Annotated in this window: 16 protein-coding genes and 3 pseudogenes; 12 read left to right on the forward strand and 7 right to left on the reverse strand. The window is 65.4% G+C overall.

Going from position 1 to position 22,216, the window contains the following annotated elements; genetic code table 11:
* Positions 1 to 376: 376 nt before the first annotated feature.
* The 11 genes and pseudogenes from R0D99_RS02790 to R0D99_RS02840 all read left to right on the forward strand — a co-directional run bounded on the left by R0D99_RS02790 (position 377) and on the right by R0D99_RS02840 (position 13,009).
* Positions 377 to 982, forward strand: a complete 606-nt coding sequence (locus tag R0D99_RS02790; protein ID WP_317749856.1) for a TetR/AcrR family transcriptional regulator — start codon at positions 377 to 379, stop codon at positions 980 to 982.
* Positions 979 to 1,785, forward strand: coding sequence for an amidohydrolase family protein (locus tag R0D99_RS02795; RefSeq protein ID WP_317749857.1), 807 nt, complete (start codon positions 979 to 981; stop codon positions 1,783 to 1,785). Before R0D99_RS02790 ends, R0D99_RS02795 begins: the two co-directional genes overlap by 4 nt.
* A gap of 164 nt (positions 1,786 to 1,949) precedes the next feature.
* Positions 1,950 to 2,603, forward strand: a complete 654-nt coding sequence (locus R0D99_RS02800; RefSeq protein WP_317749858.1) for a TetR family transcriptional regulator — start codon at positions 1,950 to 1,952, stop codon at positions 2,601 to 2,603.
* A complete protein-coding gene (locus R0D99_RS02805; RefSeq protein WP_317749859.1) occupies positions 2,600 to 3,484 on the forward strand; it encodes an SDR family oxidoreductase in 885 nt (294 codons plus the stop codon). The genes R0D99_RS02800 and R0D99_RS02805 overlap by 4 nt, the downstream gene beginning before the upstream one ends.
* A 60-nt stretch (positions 3,485 to 3,544) precedes the next feature.
* Positions 3,545 to 5,189, forward strand: a pseudogene (locus R0D99_RS02810) (acyl-CoA carboxylase subunit beta).
* Positions 5,190 to 5,388: 199 nt separating this feature from the next.
* Entirely contained in the window at positions 5,389 to 6,567 is a 1,179-nt protein-coding gene (locus tag R0D99_RS02815; protein WP_317749860.1) for an acyl-CoA dehydrogenase family protein, read from the forward strand.
* A gap of 197 nt (positions 6,568 to 6,764) precedes the next feature.
* Positions 6,765 to 7,335: pseudogene (locus tag R0D99_RS17265) on the forward strand (enoyl-CoA hydratase/isomerase family protein); the annotation flags it as partial.
* A 401-nt stretch (positions 7,336 to 7,736) separates the two neighbouring features.
* Positions 7,737 to 9,713 (forward strand): acetyl/propionyl/methylcrotonyl-CoA carboxylase subunit alpha, encoded by a 1,977-nt coding sequence (locus R0D99_RS02825; protein WP_317749861.1) that lies wholly within the window; start codon positions 7,737 to 7,739, stop codon positions 9,711 to 9,713.
* Positions 9,713 to 10,858: pseudogene (locus R0D99_RS02830) on the forward strand (acyl-CoA dehydrogenase family protein); the annotation flags it as partial. The gene R0D99_RS02825 and the pseudogene R0D99_RS02830, both read left to right, overlap by 1 nt.
* A 293-nt stretch (positions 10,859 to 11,151) precedes the next feature.
* Positions 11,152 to 12,033 carry a 3-keto-5-aminohexanoate cleavage protein gene (locus tag R0D99_RS02835; RefSeq protein ID WP_317749863.1) on the forward strand — a complete coding sequence of 294 codons (882 nt, stop codon included), beginning with the start codon at positions 11,152 to 11,154 and terminating at the stop codon, positions 12,031 to 12,033.
* 70 nt (positions 12,034 to 12,103) lie between these two features.
* Positions 12,104 to 13,009 (forward strand): SDR family oxidoreductase, encoded by a 906-nt coding sequence (locus R0D99_RS02840; protein ID WP_317749864.1) that lies wholly within the window; start codon positions 12,104 to 12,106, stop codon positions 13,007 to 13,009.
* Here R0D99_RS02840 and R0D99_RS02845 read toward each other — a convergent pair.
* From R0D99_RS02845 to R0D99_RS02875, 7 genes are all read right to left on the reverse strand, one after another.
* Positions 12,967 to 14,130 (reverse strand): ABC transporter substrate-binding protein, encoded by a 1,164-nt coding sequence (locus R0D99_RS02845; RefSeq protein ID WP_416365959.1) that lies wholly within the window; start codon positions 14,128 to 14,130, stop codon positions 12,967 to 12,969. The two genes, R0D99_RS02840 and R0D99_RS02845, sit on opposite strands and share 43 nt — an antisense overlap.
* A 45-nt stretch (positions 14,131 to 14,175) precedes the next feature.
* Complete coding sequence (locus tag R0D99_RS02850) at positions 14,176 to 15,339, reverse strand: ABC transporter substrate-binding protein (protein WP_317749866.1); 1,164 nt, start codon at positions 15,337 to 15,339, stop codon at positions 14,176 to 14,178.
* A 112-nt stretch (positions 15,340 to 15,451) separates the two neighbouring features.
* Positions 15,452 to 17,308, reverse strand: a complete 1,857-nt coding sequence (locus tag R0D99_RS02855) for a long-chain fatty acid--CoA ligase (protein WP_317749867.1) — start codon at positions 17,306 to 17,308, stop codon at positions 15,452 to 15,454.
* A 3-nt stretch (positions 17,309 to 17,311) separates the two neighbouring features.
* On the reverse strand, positions 17,312 to 18,073 hold the full coding sequence (locus tag R0D99_RS02860; RefSeq protein ID WP_317749868.1) for an ABC transporter ATP-binding protein: 762 nt from the start codon (positions 18,071 to 18,073) through the stop codon (positions 17,312 to 17,314).
* Between the two features lie 53 nt (positions 18,074 to 18,126).
* Positions 18,127 to 18,942, reverse strand: coding sequence for an ABC transporter ATP-binding protein (locus R0D99_RS02865; RefSeq protein ID WP_317749869.1), 816 nt, complete (start codon positions 18,940 to 18,942; stop codon positions 18,127 to 18,129).
* Positions 18,943 to 19,079: 137 nt separating this feature from the next.
* On the reverse strand, positions 19,080 to 20,156 hold the full coding sequence (locus R0D99_RS02870) for a branched-chain amino acid ABC transporter permease (protein ID WP_317749870.1): 1,077 nt from the start codon (positions 20,154 to 20,156) through the stop codon (positions 19,080 to 19,082).
* Between the two features lie 3 nt (positions 20,157 to 20,159).
* A complete protein-coding gene (locus tag R0D99_RS02875) occupies positions 20,160 to 21,035 on the reverse strand; it encodes a branched-chain amino acid ABC transporter permease (RefSeq protein ID WP_317749871.1) in 876 nt (291 codons plus the stop codon).
* A 192-nt stretch (positions 21,036 to 21,227) separates the two neighbouring features.
* Here R0D99_RS02875 and R0D99_RS02880 point away from each other — a divergent pair, with 192 nt between their 5' ends.
* Positions 21,228 to 22,073, forward strand: a complete 846-nt coding sequence (locus R0D99_RS02880) for a crotonase/enoyl-CoA hydratase family protein (RefSeq protein WP_317749872.1) — start codon at positions 21,228 to 21,230, stop codon at positions 22,071 to 22,073.
* The last annotated feature ends 143 nt before the right edge of the window (positions 22,074 to 22,216 follow it).

Here is a 22,216-nt window from a genome sequence, read left to right on the forward strand (position 1 = left end):
AGAAAATCGAGTGGTTCCACACGTCTGGTGTGCGCAGCCAGCTATCAAAATTGTAGTTATCGCCGTAACCGACGTGAGCGCATGAGTTGCCGGTGGTGCTGCCTGCGACTGCCCGGGGCGGGGGCAGTGCGTCCATCGCAACTCGGCCTCTGTGGCATCCATCGCCGCCCAAACTCGCAGCTGCGCCGCTTGCACCCCGCGCCACAAGCGGCTGCTTGTCTGCGTTGCAGTGATCTCCACGCGCTCGCCCAGCATTGGCGTCGAGACCACTGCATCATCGAAGACCAAGTTCTTTCATGGCCGCATCGTTGTAACGATTGCGTGAGTAAACTAGAGTATTGCTCTAGAGTGTGGCTCCATTTCCTTCTTCGAGATCATGCCCTCCGATTCACGCCAGGCCATCCTGGACGCCGCCATTGACGCGTTTGACGCGCGTGGATTCGACCGCGTGTCCATTGCGCAGATACGCGAGGCTGCGGATGTGTCGAACGGGAGCTTTTTCCACTTCTTCGCGTCGAAGGAAGCCCTCGCCGCCGCACTATTCATCCAAGCGCTGCACGACTATCACGCGGCGATGACCGATGGGCTTGGTCCAGCGCTGTCTGCCGCCGATGGCATTGCGCTTTTGGTTGAGCACCATGTTGACTGGGTGGTTGCATATCGGCGCGAGGCGAGATTTCTCTTCGAGCAGGTGCGCGCCGACTGGCTGCTCACGATTCGCGACGCGCAGGAAGAGAGCAACGAGTCATTCCGTGTCGCCATAGAGAGCTGGCGTCGGCCCCTGGTTGACAGCGGTCGGCTCCTGCCAGTGCCAGCGCCTATCTTCGTGGCGCAACTCATCGGCCCGGCTCAGATTTTCTGTCGAGCGTGGTTGTCTGGCCGCCATTCACAAAGTCCCGCAGAACACGCCGCCTTGCTTGTCGAGTGCGCCTGCCGTGCTTTGCTTCCTACTCCACCCGGTTCAAGAAAGGACTCACGATGATCATCGACGCATGGGCGCAGCACCCAACCCTACGTCACTCGCAAGACGAAATCTTCGCCTCGCTGCGCCGCTGGACGCGCAGAGAGGTGCCGACGGAACCGATCCCGCTATCGGCGACGCTGGCGTCAATGGACGCAGGTGGGGTGGCTCGAAGCTTGATCAGCGCCTGGTATGCACCTCGCAACGTGATGATCTCCAATGACGAAGTTGCGGACTTTGTCGCTCAAGCGCCAGAGCGGCTTGTCGGCGTCGGCTCGGTTGATATCAGCAAGCCCATGCAAGCTGTGTACGAGATACGGCGCTGTGTTCAGGAACTGGGGTTCAAGGCGATCCGTGTATTGCCCTGGCTTTGGGAGGCGCCGCCCACTGACCGCCGTTTCTACCCCGTCTACGTGGCGTGCTGCGAGCTCGGCGTGCCGTTTTGTACGCAGATCGGGCACACCGGGCCGTTGATGCCGTCCGAAGTCGGGCGCCCGGTCTACCTGGATCGCGTGGCGCTCGATTTTCCCGAATTGAAGATCGTGGCCGGCCATATCGGATACCCCTGGACCGATGAAGCGATTGCGCTGGTGACCAAGCATGAAAATGTGACCATCGACACCTCGGCATATACGGCAAAACGCTATCCGTCAGCGCTGGTGGAATTCATGCGCGGTCATGGCCGAAGCAAAGTGATGTTTGGCACCAACTACCCGATGATCCAGCCTGCTCAGGCGCTTGAAGGGCTGGATGCGCTTGCGCTGGACGACGAGTCCAGGGCTCTGTTTCTGGCTGGAAACGCTAAGCGAGTGTTCAATCTTTAGGAGAGCGTTTCAAGGCTTCTGGGAATGTGCTCGGCCGAATTCGTTGCTCATAACGTGTCAGTTCGCAATTGAGCAAGGCAAGGTACGCGACCACGCGTTTGCATCAATATTTTTGCCAAGCATCCGCTTGGCAAAAATAAAATCCCTTGCTATGCTGCGCCTCCATGCCCCCCGTCGCATCCATTCCCGACACGCCGCCGGCCGCGCGGCGCGGCCGTCCGCGCAAGACGGAAGAGGAGCGTGACGAGGGCAACCGCAGGCAGGCGCTGATCGCTGAGGCGGCGCGGCTGTTCCGCACCAAGGGCTTTGACGGCACCAGTACGCGCGACATTGCGGCGGCGGCGGGGATGCAGAGCGGGTCGCCGTTCTACTTTTTTCAGAGCAAGCATGCCTTGCTGCATGCGGTGATGCAGGAAGGCATGGCGCGGGCTGAAGCCAGTCAGGCGGCGGCACTGGATGCGCTGGGCGCACGCGCCTCGGCGCAGGAGCGCCTGCGCACGCTGGTGCGCCACCACTTCGAAGTGCTGTTGGGCGCGGGCAGTGATTTCATTCCGGTGATGCTTTACGAGTGGCGCTCGCTCGACGCCGCGCAACAGCAGGAAGTGCGCGCGCTGAAGGACGCGTACGAAGCGACATGGATGCCGGTGCTGCGCGCGCTACACCGCGCCGGGCGGCTGAAGGCGCGGCCGGAGGTGGCGCGCCTCTTCATCTTTGGCGCGCTCAACTGGGCGGTGCAGTGGTTTTCGGATGGGGGCAAGCTGACGCTGGACGAACTCACGCGCCAGGCGCTGCTGCTGTTCACGGGGGACGATGCATGAGCTACCGCTCGGTGTTTGCGCCGGGCCTGTTCGCGGGGCAGGTGGTGGTGGTGACGGGCGGCGGCTCCGGCATTGGGCGCTGCACGGCGCACGAGCTGGCGGCGCTGGGCGCGCGCGTGGTGCTGGTGGGTCGCAACGCCGACAAGCTGCGCGCGGTGCAGAACGAAATCGCCGCCGACGGTGGTCTGGTCGGCCACGCGGTGTGCGACATCCGGCAGGAGGATGCGGTGCGGCAGGCCGTGGCCGACGTGCTGGCGCAGCACGGCGCGATCGACGCGCTGGTGAACAACGCGGGCGGCCAGTACATCACGCCGGCCGAAAAGATCAGCGCCAAGGGCTGGCAGGCGGTGATCGACACCAACCTGACCGGCGGCTTCTTGATGGCGCGCGAGTGCTTCACGCAGTGCATGGCCGCGCGCGGCGGCGCCATCGTCAACATGGTGGCCGACATCTGGGGCAGCATGCCGGGCATGGCGCACAGCGGTGCGGCGCGCGCGGGCATGGTCAGCCTGACCGAGACCACTGCGCTGGAATGGGCGCGCCACGGCGTGCGCGTGAACGCGGTGGCGCCGGGCTACATCGCCTCCAGCGGCATGGACCATTACTCGCCCGAGGCCGGTCCCATGCTGCGCGAGATGGCGCACACGGTGCCGGCCGGCCGCTTTGGCAACGAGGCCGAGGTGTCGGCCGCCATCGTCTATCTGCTCAGCCCGGCGGCCAGCTTCGTCAGCGGCACGGTGCTGCGCGTGGACGGCGCGCGCCCGCAGGTGCGCATGGGTTGGGGCCATGCGGCGGCGCCGGCCGATGTGCGTCAGCGCCCGGCGGTGCGGCCGTTTGATGGCTTTCCGCTGTACCAGAGGCCGAAGGTGTTTCAGCCATGACGCCGTTACCTTGGTCATTCCCGCGCGGGCGGGCTTATTCACGGCGAGCGGGGTGTACGCATGACGCGGTTTGAATCCAGCTTCAACGCCGAGTCCGACGCCGCGCGCGCCCGGCGCGAAGCCATGTTGGCGCGCATCGATGCGTGGCGCGCGTTGGAGCAACGCGCCGCCGACGCGTCGGCCAAAGCCAAGCCGCAGTTCGATAAGCGCGGCCAGCTGCTGCCGCGCGAGCGCGTGGCGCTGTTGCTGGATGCCGGCGCGCCGTGGCTGCCGCTGTGCTCCCTCGCCGGCTTCATGCAGGACACGAAAGACCCGACCAAGTCGGTGCCCGGTGGCGGCATGATTGCCGGCATCGGCTTCATCAGCGGTGTGCGCTGCATGGTGGTGGCGAGCGACGCGGGCATCGAAGCCGGTGCCATCCAGGCCATGGGGTTGGAAAAGATGCTGCGCGTGCAAGAGATTGCGCTGCAGAACAAGCTGCCCTTTATCCACCTGGTCGAAAGCGCGGGCGCCAACCTGATGCGCTACCGCGTCGAAGGCTTTGTGCACGGCGGCAGCCTGTTCCGCAACCTGGCGCGCTTGTCGGCGGCGGGGCTGCCTGTGATCACGGTGCAGCACGGATCGGGCACGGCGGGCGGGGCGTACATGCCGGGCCTGTCGGACATCGTGATCATGGTACGCGGCCGCTCGCGTGCCTTTCTGGCCGGGCCGCCGCTGCTGTTGGCGGCCACGGGTGAGGTGGCGACGGAAGAAGAGCTGGGCGGCGCCGAGATGCACACCAGCGTGTCGGGGCTGGGGGAATATCTGGCGGAGGATGACCGGCAGGCGCTGGGGATTGCGCGCCGTGTGATTGAAAATCTCTCTGAATCAAACGACCGGTTCCCGCAGGACAGGCGGGCAGAAGGCGCTTCTAAAAATATAGCGCATACCTCGACGTTCGATGCCGATCACCTGCTCTCCCTGTTGCCCGCGCACCACCGCGAACCGGTGGACATGCGCGAGGTGATGGCGCGCTTGGTCGATGGCGCTGAGTTGCTCGAATTCAAGGCCGCTTACGGCGGCGCCACCGTGTGCGCACAGGTCCGCATCGGCGGCCACGCGGTGGGCCTGATCAGCAATAACGGCCCCATCGACGTGCCCGGCGCCAACAAGGCCACGCACTTCATCCAGTGGATGTGCCAGTTGGGCCACCCGATCATTTATTTGCAGAACACCACCGGATACATGGTCGGCAAGGACGCCGAGAAGGGGGGGCATGATCAAGCACGGCAGCAAGATGATCCAGGCGGTGACCAACGCCACCGTGCCGCAGATCACCATCCAGTGCGGCGCCAGCTTTGGCGCGGGCAACTACGGCATGTGCGGGCGCGGTTTTGCGCCGCGCTTTCTGTTCAGCTGGCCGGGCGCCAGGACGGCCGTGATGGGCGGCGAGCAGGCCGCGCGCACCATGCAGATCGTGACCGAGGCCGCGCTGGCGCGCAAAGGCATTGCGCCAGATGCTGAGCAGTCGCAAAAGCAATTCGACCAGATCGTCGCCATGTTCGAGGCGCAAGCCGATGCGTTCTATACGAGCGGCCTGCTGCTGGACGACGGCGTGATCGACCCGCGCGACACGCGGGCGGTGCTGGCCTTTTGTCTGGACACGATTGCCGAAGGCGCGGCACGCGAGCTGAGGCCGATGCAGTTTGGTGTGGCGCGGATGTGAGCGTTTCAACAGCCGGACGCGAAGGGCGCAAAGATGACGCGAAGGACGCGAAAAATTCAAAAAGCTTTTGAGCGCGAAACGGCGCGGCTCGCCTACTAACAGGCCACACAAAGGGATTTGTGACTTCTTTCGCGTCCTTCGCGAATCCTTCGTGCCCTTCGCGTCCGGATGTTCAGTTTTTCTGAGGAGATAACAAACCATGCAATTCACCCACGAACACGAACAAATCCGCGACACGCTCAAGCGCTACATCGACGAGCACATCAACCCCTACGTCGATGAGTGGGAAGCGGCCGAAATCTTTCCGGCGCACGAAGTGTTCAAAGGGCTGGGCAAGCTCGGCCTGCTGGGCCTGACCAAGCCGGAAGAATTCGGCGGCATGGGGCTGGACTATTCGTACAGCGTGCTGATGGCCGAGACGCTGGGCCATATTCACTGCGGCGGCGTGCCGATGGCGATTGGCGTGCAGACGGACATGTGCACGCCGGCGCTGGCGCGCTATGGCAGCGATGAATTGCGCCGGCAGTTTCTGGCGCCCGCGATTGCCGGCGACATGGTGGGCTGCATCGGCGTGAGCGAGCCCGGCGCGGGCAGTGACGTGGCTGGAATCAAGTCGGTGGCCCGCAAGGACGGCGACGACTACGTCATCAGCGGCCAGAAGATGTGGATCACCAACAGCCTGCAGGCCGACTGGATGTGCATGCTGGTCAACACAGGCGAAGGCCCGGTGCACAAGAACAAGAGCCTGATCATGGTGCCGATGCGCGACGGGCCGAACGGCCAGCTGACCAAGGGCATCGAGATAGCCGGCAAGATCAAGAAGATCGGCATGAATTCGTCCGACACGGGCCTCATCTACTTCGACGAAGTGCGCGTGCCGCAGCGCTACCTTATCGGGCAGGAAGGCGCGGGCTTCGTCTACCAGATGCAGCAGTTTCAGGAAGAGCGACTGTGGGGCGCGGCCAGTTCCATCGTGGCATTTGACAACGCCATTGAGTGGACAGTCGAGTGGGCGCAGCAGCGCAAGATGTTCGGCGCCACGCTGGCCGATCAGCAGTGGGTGCAGTTCAAGCTGGCCGAGGTCAAGACCGAGGTGGAATGCCTGCGCTCGCTGATCTACCAGGCCTGCGAGAAATACGTGGCCGGGCAAGACGTGCTGGAAATGGCCAGCATGGCCAAGCTGAAAGCCGGCCGCTTGGGCCGCCTGGTGCCCGACACCTGCATGCAGTTCTGGGGCGGCATGGGCTACACGTGGGAAAACAAGGTGGCGCGCATGTACCGCGACACGCGCCTGGCGGGCATTGCGGGCGGGGCGGACGAGGTGATGCTGGGCATCATCGCCAAGACGATGGGTGTTGCGAAGCGGCCGGAAAAATGAAAAAGCACCCCCCTGAGTCGCTTCGCGCCTTCCCCCTCTGCTTCGCGAGGGGGACAACGCCAGTGCCCGGCGCAGGTCCGGGCACGGCGTTCGCTTGCATGGCCTGCTCCGCGGCCTTTGGACATGTTTCTCCCTCTCCCGTTGGCGGGAGAGAGCCTGCCCCGGACGCGATCCGGGGGTTGGGGTGAGGGCAAGTCATGGCTCAAGCGCTGCTGATCGACCGCCAGCCACTGGGCACTGGCTGGGCCGAGTTCTGGACCCTGAACGCACCAGCCACGCGCAACGCGCTGACTGACGAGATGGTGTCGGCCCTGCGCGCGGCCTGCGAGCGCGTGCGCACCGACGCGGCGCTGCGCGTGATCGTGCTGCGTGGCGCCGGCGGGCATTTTTGTGCCGGCGGCAGCTTGGGCGGCTTCGTCAGCGCCATCGGGCGGCCGCATGGCGAGGGGATTGATCCGCTGATTGCCGTCAACCGCGAATTCGGGCGCCTGCTGCAAGCGCTGTGCGACTTGCCCCAGGTGTTGATCGCCGCCGTGCAGGGTTCGGCCATGGGGGGGCGGCGTGGGGCTGGTGTGCTGCGCAGACTACGTGCTGGCCGCACCCGATGCGCAGTTCGCCACGCCCGAGGTCACGCTGGGCATCGTGCCGGCGCAGATCGCGCCGTTTGTGGTGCGGCGACTCGGGGACGCGCGGGCACGTGATTGGTTGTTGAGTGGTGCGCGTTGGAGCGCGGCCGAGGCGTTGTCGGCGGGGTTGGTGAACGCGGTTGCGGGCGGTGGTCTTACTCCCTCGCCCCTCTGGGGAGAGGGCAGGGGTGAGGGGTCAGCGGCGTCGGCTGAATCACCGCCGTCACACCCTCACCCCAACCCTCTCCCGCAAGCGGGAGAGGAGGCAAAAGCCACACACGCGGCGGACGCGGTCGATGCCGCGCTGCATGCTGCTGTGCTTCAAAAACTGAAGCAACTCGCGCAGGCTGCACCCGGGGCGGTGGCTCAAACCAAGCAACTTCTAGCCGCCATCGCCGCCAATCAACCCTTGGGCGCCGTGCTGGATGACGCTGCCCTGCACTTTGCCCAAGCACTGCGTGGACCAGAAGCGGCACAGGGCCTGAAAGCCTTTGCCGCGCGCCAGCCGGCGCCGTGGGCGCAATCGCCGCAAGACAGCACGCCATGAAAAGAATCCTGATCGCCAACCGCGGCGAGATTGCCCGCCGCATCATCGCCACCGCGCGTCGCATGGGCATCGAGACCGTGGCGGTGTATTCCGAGCCCGACGCGCAGGCGCTGCACGTGCGCGAGGCCACGGTGGCCTTTGCGCTGGGCGGCCGCACCTCGGCCGAAAGCTATCTGCGCGTGGATCGCTTGCTTGAGGCCGCGCGCGCCACCGGCGCCGACGCGGTGCACCCTGGCTATGGTTTTTTAAGCGAAGACCCCGCCTTCGCCCAGGCCGTGCAAGACGCCGGCCTCGCCTGGATCGGCCCGCCGCCCGCCGCCATCCGCGCGCTGGGCAGCAAGTCGGCTGCCAAGGCGCTGGCGGCGCAGCACGGCGTGCCTTGCCTGCCGGGTTACGCGGGCGATGACCAGAGCGAGGCGCGTTTTGCGGATGAAGCGGCGCGCATCGGCTACCCCGTGATGGTCAAAGCCGTGGCGGGCGGCGGTGGGCGCGGCATGCGGCTGGTTGCCGATGCCGCGCAGTTGCCGGCGGCGCTCGCCAGTGCGCGGTCCGAAGCGCTGGCGGGCTTTGGCAATGGCGACTTGCTGATCGAACGCGCGCTGCTGCACCCGCGCCACGTCGAGGTGCAGGTGTTTGCCGACGCGCACGGCCACGTCATCCACATGGGCGAGCGCGATTGCTCGGTCCAGCGGCGGCACCAGAAGATCATCGAAGAAGCGCCCAGCCCGGCTGTGGATGCCGCGCTGCGCGAGTGCATGGGCGCGTGCGCGGTGGCGCTGGCGCGCGCGGCGGGTTATGTGGGCGCGGGGACGGTGGAGTTTCTTCTGGACGGTCGTGATTTCTTTTTGATGGAAATGAACACGCGCCTGCAAGTCGAGCACCCTGTGACCGAGGCGCTGACGGGGCTCGATCTGGTCGAGTGGCAGATCCGCACGGCGCGGGGCGAGCCGTTGCCGCTGACGCAAGATCAGGTGCAGTTCAACGGCCACGCCATCGAAGTGCGCCTGTGCGCCGAAGACGAGCAGTTTCATCCGCACACCGGCCGCGTGCGCCACTTCACACAGCCGCCCGCTGCCGCCTTCACGGCGGCGCCGCTGCGTTTTGATCACGCACTGACCGTGGGTGCGGAAGTCTCGCCCTACTACGACGCCATGCTCGGCAAACTGATCGCACACGCCGACACGCGCGAGGCGGCCATCGACCAATTGACCGCCGCGCTGCGGCAGTTGGAAGTGCTGGGCCTGCCCACCAACCGCGCCTTTCTGATCGAATGCCTGCAACACCCGCGCTTTCGCGCAGGCCAGGCGCTGATCTCTTTCTTGACCACCGATGCCGATGGCCTGCGCGCCGAGTTGCACGCGCGCGAACGGCTTCTGCACGAGCGTTTTGGCGCACTGTGCGTGCTGGGCGACACCGCTTCGGCGCTGCCGTGCCCCTTCCCCGCGCCGCGCCGCTTGCGCCATCGTGGCGATGACCGCGGCGTGTCGATCCACGCCCTGGGCGACGGCCAATGGCAGGTGCGCGGCGACGATGGCGAATGCAGCACCTTGCAACGGCAGGCGCTGGCCGATGGCGCCGCCTGGGTCACCACCGGCCACAGCGCGCGCCGCGTGGCGGCCGTGTCAGCTCCCACCGCCAATGCGCCGCAACGCTGGCACATGCAGGCCGAGGGCGTTGATTGGTGGGTCGATGATGTGTCTTTTGAGCCGCTTGTCCAGGCAAACAAAGCGCAGGCAGCTACTGAATTAAGAGCGCCATTCAACGGCAAAGTGTTGAAGATCGCCGTGCAACCCGGTCAGTCGGTGGCGGCGGGCGATGCGGCGCTGGTCATCGAGTCGATGAAGCTGGAGCACAGCCTGGCACCGCGCGCCGATGGCGTGGTGGCCGAGGTGCTGGTCAGCGAGGGCCAGCAGGTCGCGCCTGGCCAGTTGCTGCTGCGCTTTGCGGCGCCGGTCAAGGAAGCGGCGGCATGATGACCGCCGACGAGTTGCGCGAGGCACGCGACGCGCTGAGCGCCACGGTCGAGCGCTTTGCCCGCAGCGAAATCGCGCCGCACGTCACCGCCTGGGACGCGGCGGGTGAATTCCCGCGCGTGCTGTACCGCCGCGCGGCCGAACTGGGTTTGCTGGGCCTGGGCTACCCGGAGGAATACGGCGGCACACCCGCGCCGCATGCGCTGCGGCTGCCGATGTGGGTCAACCTGTGCCGCTACGGCGGCAGCGGCGGCGTGCTGGCCAGCCTGCTGTCGCACAACATCGGCCTGCCGCCGGTGGCGGCGTTGGGCAGTGAGGCCATCAAGCGCGAAGTGATCCCGCCTGTGCTGGCGGGTGAGCGAATCGCGGCGCTGGCGATCACGGAGCCGGGTGGCGGTTCGGACGTGGCTGCGCTTGCTACCCGCGCAAGGCGTGACGGCAATGACTACGTGGTCGACGGAGAGAAGATTTTCATCACCTCGGGCATGCGCGCCGACTGGATCACGGTGGCGGTGCGCACGGGTGATGGCAAGGGCGCGAAGGACATCTCGCTGCTGCTTGTGCCTGGCGACAGCCCCGGCCTGAGCCGCACCCGACTCGACAAGATGGGCTGGCAATGCTCCGACACCGCACAGCTGCGCTTCGATGGCGTGCGCGTGCCGGCGCGCTATCTGCTGGGCGAAGAAGGCACAGGCTTCAAGGCCATCATGAGCAATTTCAATGGCGAGCGCTTTGGCATCGCTGCCGCCGCGCTGGGTTTTTCCATGGCCTGCTACGACGAGGCGCTGGCCTGGGCGCAGCAGCGCAAGACTTTCGGCAGCCCGCTGGTCGGCCACCAGGTCGTGCGCCACAAGCTCATCGACATGCAGCAGCGTATCCGCTCCACGGCCGCATGGCTGGAACAAGTCGCCGCACGTGCCGACGCGGGCGATACCGGCGCCGATTGGGTGGGTGAGGTCTGCGTGCTGAAGAACCACGCCACGCAGACGATGCAGTTCTGCGCCGACGCTGGCGTGCAGATTCTGGGCGGCATGGGCTACATGCGCGGCACGGTGTGCGAGCGCATCTACCGCGAAGTCAAGGTGCTGACGATTGGCGGCGGCACCGAGGAAATCATGAAAGACCTCGCGGCACGGCAGTGGGGGGGTTGTGTGAAGCCTGCGCAGACCCACCTCCGAACAGCCGGGCGCGAAGGGTGCGCGAAGGACGCAAAAGGAAAAACCAGATGTGGTGGGCTGATCTTTAGGTATGCACCGCGCCTCGCATCCGTCGTTCCCGCGCAGGCGGGAATCCATGTCGCCAACCGGCGCTGCGCGGATGATGTGACCGTGGATTCCCGCCTGCGCGGGAATGACGAAGAATTGTTTTCGCGTCCTTCGCGTCCGGTTGTTTTGGTCTTTTGCGACCGACCATAGACCGTTGAACCAGGAACCCACCCATGTCCGACAAAGCCATCATTACCTGTTCCATCACTGGCGTGCTGACCGACCCGGCGCAGCACCATGTGCCCGTGACGCCTGAGCAACTGGCGGCCGAGGCGCGGCGCGCTTACGACGCGGGCGCGTCGGTGGTCCACGTGCACTTTCGTCAGCAGACCCCCGGCAAGGGCCATCTGCCCTCGTGGGACCCGGCGGTGGCAAAGGCCTGTGTGGACGCCATGCGCGCCGCCTGTCCGGGCCTCATCATCAACCAGACCACCGGCGTGGTGGGGCCGGACTACCAAGGCCCACTGGATTGCCTGCGCGCCACCCGGCCCGAGATGGCGGCCTGCAATGCCGGCTCACTGAACTACCTGAAGACGCGCAGCGACGGCACCTGGGCCTGGCCGCCGATGCTGTTCGACAACCAGCCGGCGAAGGTGAAGGACTTTCTCGACGTGATGGCGGAGACTGACACGCTGCCCGAGTTCGAGTGCTTTGACGTCGGCATCGTGCGCTGCGTGGAGATGTACGTGCAGACGGGTATGTACGCTGGCTTGCCGGAGTACAACTTCGTCATGGGCGTCGAATCCGGCATGCCCGCCGATGCCGACTTGCTGCCGATCCTCCTCAGGCTGAAGATCAAGGACGCGCCCTGGCAAACCACGCTGATCGGCCGCAGCGAGATCTGGCCGGTGCACCGCCGAACGGCTGAGTTGGGCGGGCATTTGCGCAGCGGGTTGGAGGACACTTTCTACCTGCCGGATGGCACCAAGGTCACGTCGAACGCCCCATTGATCGAGCAGTTGGCGAGCTATGCGCGCGAGACGGGGCGCGACGTCGCGTCGCCCGCCGAGGCGCGCGAAATGCTCGGCCTGCAGGCCCAGGATGCTATTAAATAGATAGCTTCTGACGCTGATCTGGAAAGCGCCAGCACCGGTTTTTTATTGTGATGCTTCAGGAGGTGACGGCATGAACGCACAGTTCGATTTTCGTGATCGCCACGTCGTCGTGTTTGGCGGCACCACGGGCATCAACCTGGGCATTGCACAGGCCTTTGCCGCCACGGGTGCGCGCGTCAGTGTGGCCAGCCGCAAACCGGTCAACGTGGATGCGGCGGTGCCGACGCTGGGCGCGCACGGCTTCGGCGTGGTGGCCGACGTGCGCGATGACGCCAGCGTGTCTGCTGCGCTGGCGGCTTGCGTGGCGCGGCATGGGCCCATCGACGTGCTGGTGTCAGGTGCGGCGGGCAACTTTCTGGCGGACGTGAACAGCATGTCGTCCAACGCCTTCAAGGTGGTGGTCGACATTGACCTGGTGGGCAGCTTTCATGTGGCGCGGCGTGCGTTCGAGCATTTGCGCAAGCCGGGCGCCAGCGTCATCTTCATCACCGCGCCGCAATCGACGGTGCCCATGCCGTATCAGGCCCATGTGTGCGCGGCCAAGGCGGGGGTCGACCAGTTTGCCCGCGTGCTGGCCATCGAGTGGGGCGCGGCGGGCGTGCGCGTCAACGCCATCTCGCCCGGCCCCATCGAAGGCACCGAAGGCATGAAGCGCCTGGCGCCGCAAGGCGAGGCCGGCGACCAGATGGTGCGCGACATGGTGCCGCTGGCCCGCATGGGCACGCCCAACGACATCGCGCAGCTGGCGATGTTCCTGGGCTCGGATGCGGCCAGCTACATCTCGGGCACTGTCATTGCCTGCGACGGCGGCGCGCAAAGCCAATTGACGCCGATGATCGTCGCCGCGGCGCGCGGGCATGTCGCGCTGAAGGCAGAAAAAAGCCGCCCGGAGGCGGCTTGGCAGGTCGGGGCCGCGTCAGCGGCCCGAGCCGGTTACTTGAGGTACTCGGACACAACCTTCCACTTGCCGTCCTGAATCTGCGACATGCGTGACGTATCGCTGCCCAGGCGCTTGGTGGCGGTGAACGTCTGCGGCGCGCCGCCGAAGATGTCGCTCGGGATCGTGATGCTGTCCATCGACTTGATGAAGCTGTCGGTGGTCAGGTTGGGGCCGGCCTTCTGGGCAGCCTGGATGAAGGCATCGATGACGCTGTAACCATAGACCGAGAACACCGTCGGGTCGTCGTTGAACTTGGTCTTGTACTTGTTGGCCCAGAAACGGATCGGCTGCGAGGCCTCGTCCAGGTACGGGTTCTGCACCGTCATCATGGCGTACAGGCCGTCCATGGGCTTGCCGCCCAGCTTGTGGATGAGGTCGGTGTAGGCGGCGCTTGACCCGAGGAAGGTGGGGTTGAAGCCGGTCTTGCGCGATTCGCCGATGGTGCCGATGGTCTCGCGGATGATGGTGCCCAGCACGACGAAGTCGCAGCCTGCCGACTTCATGCGCGCCACCTGCGACGAAAAGTCGGTCGCGGCGCGCTTGAAGCTGGTCTTTTCGGCCAGATCAACGCCGATGCTCTTCAGGCCGGCTTCGGCGCCGCGCAGCACTTCCAGACCGAACTCGTCGTCCTGGTAGATGGCACAGGCCTTCTTGGCGCCCTTTTCCTTGTAGAGCTTGGGCGCGCCCAGGCGCACCTGGTCGTAGTAGGTGGCGGCAAACGAATACTTGAGGCGGTTGTGCGGCTCGTACATCTCGCGCGCAGCCGTCACTGGGAAGAAGCTGATGACGTTCTTGTCGAACAGCACCGGGAACGTCGCCACGTTCTGCGCCGTGCCGATGTGGCCGACCATGGCGAAGATCTTGTCCTGGTTGACCAGCTTTTGCGCGGCCAGCACGGCGCGCTTGGGGTCGTAGCCCGAGTCCTCGAACTTCAGGTTGATCTTGCGGCCGTTGATGCCGCCCTGCTCGTTGATCTCGTCCACGCGCAGTTGCATGCCCATACGCAGCTGCTTGCCGAAGCCGGCCAGCGGGCCGGACAAGTCCTGAATCGAGCCGAGCGTGATCTGGTCCTTGCTGATGCCCTGCGACTGGGCCCAGGCCAGCCCTGGGACCAACAGGGCAGCAGCGACGAGCTTGGTGATCATTGGCAACTTCATTGAAACGGTCTCCTTTGAACTGAAGGGGGATCGAAAAAAGCGGAATCAGGGTTTGATGTATTCGGACACGACTTTCCAGCGGCCGTCCTGGATTTGCGACAGACGCGACGTGCCGTTGCCCAGTCGCTTGGTCGGGCTGTAGCTCAGGGCCGGGCCACCGAACATGTCGGGCTGCGTCGACATCGAGTCCATGGTCTTGATGAAGCTGTCGGTGGTCAGTTGGGGCCCAGTTTTTTGTGCCGCCTGCACGAACAGATCCAACAGCGTGTAGCCATAGGCCGAGAAAACGGTGGGGTCTTCGTTGAACTTCGTCTTGTACTTGTTGGCCCAGAAGCGCAGGGGTTGCGACGCTTCGTCGGTGTAGGGGTTCTGCTGCGTCATGGTGGCGTACAGCCCATCCATGGCCTTGCCGCCGAGCTTGTGGATCAGGTCGGTGTAGGCCGCGGCCGAACCAAGGAACACCGGGTTGAAGCCCGTCTTGCGCGATTCGCCAATGGTGCCGATGGTTTCGCGGATCACGGTGCCCAGCACCACCAGGTCGCAGCCACTGGCCTTCATCTTGGCGACTTGCGACGAGAAGTCGGTCGCCGCGCGTTTGAAGCTGGTCTTTTCGGCCAGCGTACCGCCCAATTCCTTCATGCCGGCTTCGGCCCCGCGAAGCACTTCCAGGCCGAATTCGTCGTCCTGATAAATCGCGCAGACCTTCTTGGCATTCTTCTCCTTCACCAGGCGCGGTAGCACCGTGTGCATCTGGTCATAGTAGGAGCTGAGCATGGCGTACTTCAGGCGATGCACCGGCTCGTACATCTCGCGCGCGGCCGTCAGCGGCATGAAGTTGATGACGTTCTTGTCGAACTGCACCGGAAACGACGCCACGTTGCCCGCCGTGCCCAGGTGTCCCGCCATCAGGAAGATCTTGTCCTGGTTGACCAGCTTCTGCGCCGCCAGCACGGCGCGCTTGGGGTCGTAGCCAGAGTCCTCGATCTTGAGCACTACCTTGCGGCCATGGATGCCGCCTTGCTCGTTCACCTCGTCGATGCGCAGCTGCATGCCGGCGCGCGCCTGCTTGCCGTAGCCGGCCAGCGGCCCCGACAAGTCCTGGATGCTGCCCAGCACGATTTCATTTTTGCTGACACCCTGCTGCGCCATCGCGCTGGCGGCGGCCAGCACAAGGCTCAAGGTGAGGGCGGTGCGTGCGCCTGCGATCATGGAAAGTCTCCCGGGTGAAACGCCACTGTGGGCTTCGAGCCAGATTGTGGGGCGCGGGTTCAAACCGTCGCCTCTGTGATTACCCTGATGCCGCCCGCACGTGCCGGTGCGTTCACCGGTACATCGCCTCGATCTGCGGCGCGTACTTGGTCTGCACCAGCTTGCGCTTGAGCTTCATGGTGGGCGTCAGCTCCTCGTCTTCGGCCGTCAGCTGGGTGTCGAGCAGGAAGAACTTCTTGATCTGCTCGACGCGCGCGAACTTCTTGTTCACCTCGTCGATCACGCCCTGGATCAGCGCCTGCACCTCGGGCGCGCGCGTCAGGCTGGCGTAGTTCGAGAAAGGCACGTCGTGGTCCTGAGCGTACTTTTCGACGTTTTCCTGGTCGATCATGATGATGACCGTCAGGTACGGCAGCTTGTCGCCGATGACCACCGCATCGGTGATGTACGGGCTGAACTTGAGCTCGTTTTCCAGCTCGCTCGGCGTCACGTTCTTGCCGCCGGCCGTGATGATGATGTCCTTCATGCGGTCGGTGATGCGGAAGAAGCCATCGCCATCCACCGTGCCCACGTCGCCCGTGCGCAGCCAACCATCGGGGGTGAAGGTCTCGGCGGTTTTTTCGGGCAGGTTCAGGTAGCCGGCGAACACGTTCGGGCCCTTCACCTGGATTTCGCCCGTCTCGGGGTCAAGCCGCACCTGGTTGAAATCGGCCGCCGGGCCAATGCTGCCGGGCTTGATGCGATCCGCCGGCACACCAGTGGAGGCGCCGCAGGTTTCCGTCATGCCCCACACCTCGAGCATGGGCAGGCCCAGTGCCAGGTACCACTTGACCAGCTCGGGCGAAATGGGCGCCGCGCCGGTCACGAGAAAGCGTGCGCGGTGGATGCCGATGAGCTTGCGCACGTTGTTCAGCGCCAGCCAGCGCGCCACGGTGAACCTGGCCTTCAGGCTGGCCGGCACGGGCTGACCCGCCAGCACGCGCTCGGCAATCTGCTGGCCCACGCCAATGCCCCAGGCGTACACGGCCTGCTGCAGGCGCGTGCCTTCCTTCAGCGCGATGGCGACGCCGGAGTAGAACTTCTCCCACACGCGCGGCACGGCCGTGAACACGGTGGGCGCGATCTCGCGCACGTTCTCGGGCACGGTGTCGGGGTTCTCTACAAAGTTGAGCTTGGCCCCCGTGTAGAGCGAGAAATACTCGCCGCCCATGCGTTCGGCAATGTGGCACAGCGGCAGAAAGCACATGCATTCATCCGCGTCGGTGCGCGAAATCAGCGTGTTGTAGCCGCGCACGCTGTAGGTCAGGCCCGCGTGCGTGTGCATGGCCCCCTTCGGCTTGCCCGTGGTGCCGGACGTGTAGACCAGGATCGCCAGGTCTTCAGGTTTGATGGCCGCCGAGCGGCGCTGCAGTTCATCCGGGTGCGCGGCGTTGTACTGCCGGCCCAGCTCGCGCAGCGCATCCAGGCTGATGACGTCGGCCTCCTTCAGGTCGCGCAGGCCTTCCATGTCGAAGACGACGATCTTGCGCAGCAGCGGCAACTGGTCGCGCACTTCCAGCGCCTTGTCGAGCTGCTCGTCGTCCTCGACGAACAGCACGCTGGTGCGCGAGTCCTCGCACAGGTAGTGCACCTGCGCTGGCGCGTCGGTGGGGTAGATGCCGTTCGACACACCGCCGCACGCCAGCACGGCCAGGTCGGCCAGCACCCATTCCAGGACGGTGTTGGACAGGATGGACGACGTGTCGCCCGGCGCAAAGCCCAGGCTCATCAGGCCGCCGGCGATTTCGCGCACCGCGTCGGCCACCTGGTTCCAGGTCCAACTGCGCCAGATGCCGAAGTGCTTCTCGCGCAGCCACACGTTGGGCCCGCGCTGTGCCACGGCGTTCCAAAACATGGCCGGAATGGTGTCGCCGTCGAGCACGCTGGCCGGCTGCGGCTGGATGTGTGAAAGATCCCAAAGATTGCTCATGCCTTATCTCCAGGTTTTCTTCTTCTTCCAGCGCCGTTCGCCGCGCACCCCGGTTTCGGCCATGCCCAGGTAGAACTCCTTGATGTCTTCCTTTTCGCGCAGCCGCTCGCAGGTGTCTTCCATCACGATGCGGCCGTTTTCCAGCACATAGCCGTAGTCGGCGGCGTTGAGCGCCATGTTGGCGTTCTGCTCCACCAGCAAAATCGTGGTGCCGCGCTCGCGGTTGATGCGCACCACGATCTCGAAGATTTCCTTGGTGAGCTTTGGGGACAGGCCCAGGCTGGGCTCGTCCAGCAAAATCAAATCCGGGTTGGCCATCAGCGCCCGGCTGATGGCCAGCATCTGCTGCTGACCGCCGGAGAGCAGGCCGGCGTCCTGCGCCGCACGTTCTTTCAGGATGGGGAAGTAGCCAAACACCTGTTCCATGTCGCGCGCCACGCCGTCGCGGTCTTGGCGCGTGTAGGCGCCCATCACCAGGTTGTCGCGCACGGACAGCAGCGGAAACACCTCGCGCCCCTCGGGCACGTGGCTCAGCCCCTGCTGCACGATGAAGGCCGGGTCGCGCGCCGTGATGTCGGCGCCCTTGAACTCGACCGAGCCCTTGCGTGGGTCGATGATGCCGGAGATGGTCTTGAGGATGGTGCTCTTGCCCGCGCCGTTGCTGCCCAGCACGGTGGCGATCTGCCCGCGCTCCACCTGCAGGCTGACGCCGCGGATCGCCTTGATGGGGCCGTAGGCGCTTTCCACGTTGAGCAGCTTCAACATGGGTTGTACCGTTGCTGTATCGGCGCCGGCAGCTACAGAAATCATAGTTGCCGTCATGCCGGCGTCCTCCGCAGCGAGGCCACGTCGTCGATGGAGCCCAGGTAGGCCTCGATCACCGCCGCATCGCTTTGCACTTCGCGCGGCGTGCCGGTGGCCAGCACCTGGCCCTGGTTCATGGCCACCACGCGATCCGACACGCGCGAGACCAGCGTCATGTCGTGCTCCACCATCAGCACCGTCACGCCCAGCTCGTGCACGATGTCCTGGATCCAGAACGCCATGTCGCCCGTTTCTTCCACGTTCAGGCCCGACGAGGGCTCATCCAGCAGCAGCAACTGCGGCTCGGCGCACAGGGCGCGCGCCAGTTCCACCACCTTGCGCACGCCATAGGGCAACCCGGCCACCATGGAATCGCGGTAGTGCTGCAAGTCGAGCAGGTCGATCACGCGCTCGACGCGCTCGCGCGCCTGCACCTCGGCCGCGCGCGTGGCGGGGGTGAAGAACAGCTCGCTCCAGAAGCCGGTCTGGCGGTGCGTGTGGCGCCCAATCAGCAGGTTGTGCAGCACGGTGGCGTGCTCGAACAGCTCGATGTTCTGGAACGTGCGCGCAATCCCCAAGCCCGCCACGCGGTGCGGCGGCTGGTCGGTGAGCTTGACTGTGCCGTGGGGGCCGGCGTAGTCGATCTGCCCGCTGGTGGGCGTGTAGATGCGGCTGATCAGGTTGAACACCGTCGTCTTGCCAGCGCCGTTGGGGCCGATCAGCGTGAACACCTCGCCGCGCCGCACGTCGAAGCTGACGTCGTTGACTGCCAGCACGCCGCCAAAGCGCACGCTGAGGTTGCGCGCGGACAGAAGCACATCGCCCGTCATGCGGCCACTCCACCAAACAGCCCGCAGGGCGAGGCGGCCGCGGAGCAGGCCATGCCAGTGACCGCCGTGGCCGGACCTGTGCCGGCCACCAGCGGTGTCCCCCCTTGGGGGGAAGGCGCGAAGCGACTCAGGGGGGGTCATTTCAGTCTGTCCGATTTTTGAAAGGACTTCTGCCGCTTGAACATGCCCTTGCGGTAGAACGGGAACAGCTGCAGCCAAGTGCGGATCTTCAACCAGCGGCCGTACAGGCCCATCGGCTCGAACAGCACGAAGAGGATCAGCACTGCGCCGTAGACCACCGCCTGCAGGCCGGGCGCCTGGCCGATGGCGGCGGGCAGGTAGTCCTTGACGATGGCGATGATCTGCGGCATGGCGATGAGGAAAGCCGCACCCAGGAAGGCGCCATGCACCGACCCCAGGCCGCCGATGACCACCAGCAACAACAGGTCGATCGACTGGATGATGCTGAACTGGTCGGGCGAGAGGAACTGCAGCTTGTGCGCATACAGCGCGCCGCCCAGCCCCGCCAGCGCGGCCGACAGCGCAAACGACAGCGTCTTGTAGCGCGCCAGGTGAATGCCCATGCTTTGCGCCGAAATTTCGGAATCGCGGATCGCCACGAAGGCCCGGCCGGTGGACGAGCGCAGCAGGTTGAGCACGCCCAGCGTCACCAGCACCGCGGTGACCAGGCAGACGAAATAGAAGCCTTCGCTGGAATCGACCTTCCAGCCAAAAATTTCGGGCGCCTTGACGTGCATGCCCGCGTTGCCGCCGGTGAGCTTTTCCCAGCGGGCGAAGACTTCTTCGACGATGAAGCCGAACGACAGCGTGGCGATGCCCAGGTAGATGCCCTTCAGGCGCAGCGCCGGCAGCCCCACCACGATGCCGACCGACGCCGCCAGCCCGGCCGCGCACAGCATGGCGATGGGAAACGGCAAGCCCAGGTTGGTCAATACGCCTTGCGTGTAGGCGCCCACGCCCAGAAAGGCCGCGTGGCCCATCGAGAACTGCCCCGTGAAACCCGCCAGTAGCATCAGCCCCAGGCCGACGATGCCGTAGATCAGCACGAAGGTAAGCTGCGCCAGCCAGTATTCCGGGAAGATCCAGGGCGCGGCCAGCAACAGCGCGAGCAGCGCGGTGTACCAGAAGACCTGGCCGCCGTGCTTGGCCAGGCGGATGTCCTGATCGTAATCGGTCTTGAAGATGAAGCGCATCGTTCAGACCTTCTTGCGCAGTTTTTCGCCAAACAGGCCGTTCGGCTTGACCATCAGCATGATGAGCACCACCACGTAGGCGGCAATGTCCTTGAAGCCCTCTGGCAGGTAAAAGCCCGACAAGGATTCAACAATGCCGATGATCAGCCCGCCCACGATGGCGCCCGGCAGGCTGCCGAAGCCGCCCACCACCGCGGCGGGAAAGGCCTTCAACCCGATGAAGCCCATGTTGGCGTGCACGAAGGTAATGGGCGCCAGCAGCAGACCGGCAATGGCCGCCACCGCCGCCGCCAGCCCCCACACCAGGCCGTTCAGCCGCTTGACCGGAATGCCCATGTAATACGCCGCCAGCTGGTTTTGCGACGACGCCTGCATGGCGATGCCCAGCTTGCTGTACTTGAACATGGCGTACAGGCCCAGGCACAGCAGCGCGGTGACGGCGATGATCACCACCTGCTCGGCGCTCAGCACCAGGCCGGCCAGGTTCCAGGTCACGTCCTTGTAGGGCACCGGCAGCGTGTGCGTTTCGGTACCGATGCCGGGAATCATGGTGATCAGGCCGCGCCCCACATAGCCCAGGCCAATGGTCAGCATGACGATGGAAAACGCCGGCTGGCCCAGGATGGGGCGGATCACCACGCGCTCGGTCACCACGCCCACCAGCGCCATGGCGGCGATGCTGGCGATCACCGTCAGCCAGAACGGAAAGCCCAGCATCGTCAGGCCCGCCAGGCCGCAGAACGCGCCCAGCATCATCAGCTCGCCCTGGGCAAAGCTGACGGTTTCGGTGGCCTTGTAGATCAGCACGAAGCCCAGCGCGATCAGGCCGTAAATACAGCCCTGCGCAATGCCGCTGATCACCAACTGCAGAAACTGCATTTGACTCCTGTGGTTTCAGTCCTGTCGGAATTCGGCGCAACTGTAGTGGCCGCAAGCCCGCAGTGAGCTAGTGCAAACCCTGTGACAAGTCGCCAACGCGTCTATTGTGCTGAATTTTCACCAAGCAATCACTTGGTAAAAATCCTATACTGGCCGCGACGAGTGGCAGGCTCGACCTGGAGGGGACCGGTCATGGACGAAAAGACAGTGCGGGTGGACAAGGACGGCCCCGTCACCGTGATCACGCTGGACCGGCCCGACGTGCGCAACGCCGTCGATGCTGCCACGGCGCGCGCGCTGCATGCCGCCTTCGTGGCCTTCGAGCACGACGCCGACGCGCGGGTGGCGGTGTTCCACGGGGCGCACGGTCACTTCTGCGCCGGGTGGGACCTGAAATCCGGCGCCCGCATGGCCGGCGAAGCGGATCGCCATGTGCGCCAGCTGCTGGCCGACCTGGACTACCCACCGCAAGCGCCCGAGCCGCGCGGCCCCATGGGCCCGTCGCGCCTGCTGCTCACCAAGCCGGTGATTGCCGCCGTCAGCGGCGCGGCCGTGGCCGGCGGCATGGAACTGGCGCTGTGGTGCGACCTGAGGGTGATGGAGGCAGACGCCTACTTCGGCGTCTATTGCCGCCGCTTCGGCGTGCCGCTGATCGACGGCGGCACCGTGCGCCTGCCGCGCCTCATCGGCCAGAGCCGCGCGCTGGACCTGATCCTGACCGGGCGCCGCGTCGATGCCGACGAGTCGCTGGCCATGGGCCTGGCCAACCGCGTCGTGCCCACCGGCGACGCACGCCCTGCCGCCGTCGCCCTGGCACACCAGATCGCCGCCTTTCCGCAGGCGACGATGCGCGCCGACCGCATGAGCGCCCTCACCCAGTGGGACTGGCCGCTGGCCGAAGCCATGCAGCGCGAATGGGCGCAGGGCCGTGAATGCCTGGCCGACGCGCTGGCCGGGGCGGCGCGGTTTGCGGGTGGGGAAGGGCGGCACGGCACAGGGCTCGGCCGCGATCCATCAGACGCTGCGCCATGCGCGTGAGTGCGCGCCCCGAGCGGGGCGATGCCGGACGAGGGCGCTTCGGCGCCTGCGTTGGCTGTGGGCCCAGGATTGTTGGACACCATTCGGCGTGGGGCACAATCCGTCAATCCACGCTGACAAACTGCAGTCGCTCCTGCATCACA

Source organism: Ottowia sp. SB7-C50, from assembly GCF_033110285.1.
Classification (GTDB): Bacteria; Pseudomonadota; Gammaproteobacteria; order Burkholderiales; family Burkholderiaceae_C; genus Ottowia.

Coding starts and splice junctions, on each gene's coding strand:
- R0D99_RS02835 (WP_317749863.1), top strand. CDS start 11,152: ATGTCCGACAAAGCCATCATTACCTGTTCCATCACTGGCGTGCTGACC.
- R0D99_RS02870 (WP_317749870.1), bottom strand. CDS start 20,156: ATGCGCTTCATCTTCAAGACCGATTACGATCAGGACATCCGCCTGGCC.
- R0D99_RS02855 (WP_317749867.1), bottom strand. CDS start 17,308: ATGAGCAATCTTTGGGATCTTTCACACATCCAGCCGCAGCCGGCCAGC.
- R0D99_RS02800 (WP_317749858.1), top strand. CDS start 1,950: ATGCCCCCCGTCGCATCCATTCCCGACACGCCGCCGGCCGCGCGGCGC.
- R0D99_RS02790 (WP_317749856.1), top strand. CDS start 377: ATGCCCTCCGATTCACGCCAGGCCATCCTGGACGCCGCCATTGACGCG.
- R0D99_RS02795 (WP_317749857.1), top strand. CDS start 979: ATGATCATCGACGCATGGGCGCAGCACCCAACCCTACGTCACTCGCAA.
- R0D99_RS02880 (WP_317749872.1), top strand. CDS start 21,228: ATGGACGAAAAGACAGTGCGGGTGGACAAGGACGGCCCCGTCACCGTG.
- R0D99_RS02875 (WP_317749871.1), bottom strand. CDS start 21,035: ATGCAGTTTCTGCAGTTGGTGATCAGCGGCATTGCGCAGGGCTGTATT.
- R0D99_RS02805 (WP_317749859.1), top strand. CDS start 2,600: ATGAGCTACCGCTCGGTGTTTGCGCCGGGCCTGTTCGCGGGGCAGGTG.
- R0D99_RS02825 (WP_317749861.1), top strand. CDS start 7,737: ATGAAAAGAATCCTGATCGCCAACCGCGGCGAGATTGCCCGCCGCATC.
- R0D99_RS02860 (WP_317749868.1), bottom strand. CDS start 18,073: ATGTTGAAGCTGCTCAACGTGGAAAGCGCCTACGGCCCCATCAAGGCG.
- R0D99_RS02845 (WP_416365959.1), bottom strand. CDS start 14,130: ATGAAGTTGCCAATGATCACCAAGCTCGTCGCTGCTGCCCTGTTGGTC.
- R0D99_RS02850 (WP_317749866.1), bottom strand. CDS start 15,339: ATGATCGCAGGCGCACGCACCGCCCTCACCTTGAGCCTTGTGCTGGCC.
- R0D99_RS02840 (WP_317749864.1), top strand. CDS start 12,104: ATGAACGCACAGTTCGATTTTCGTGATCGCCACGTCGTCGTGTTTGGC.
- R0D99_RS02815 (WP_317749860.1), top strand. CDS start 5,389: ATGCAATTCACCCACGAACACGAACAAATCCGCGACACGCTCAAGCGC.
- R0D99_RS02865 (WP_317749869.1), bottom strand. CDS start 18,942: ATGACGGGCGATGTGCTTCTGTCCGCGCGCAACCTCAGCGTGCGCTTT.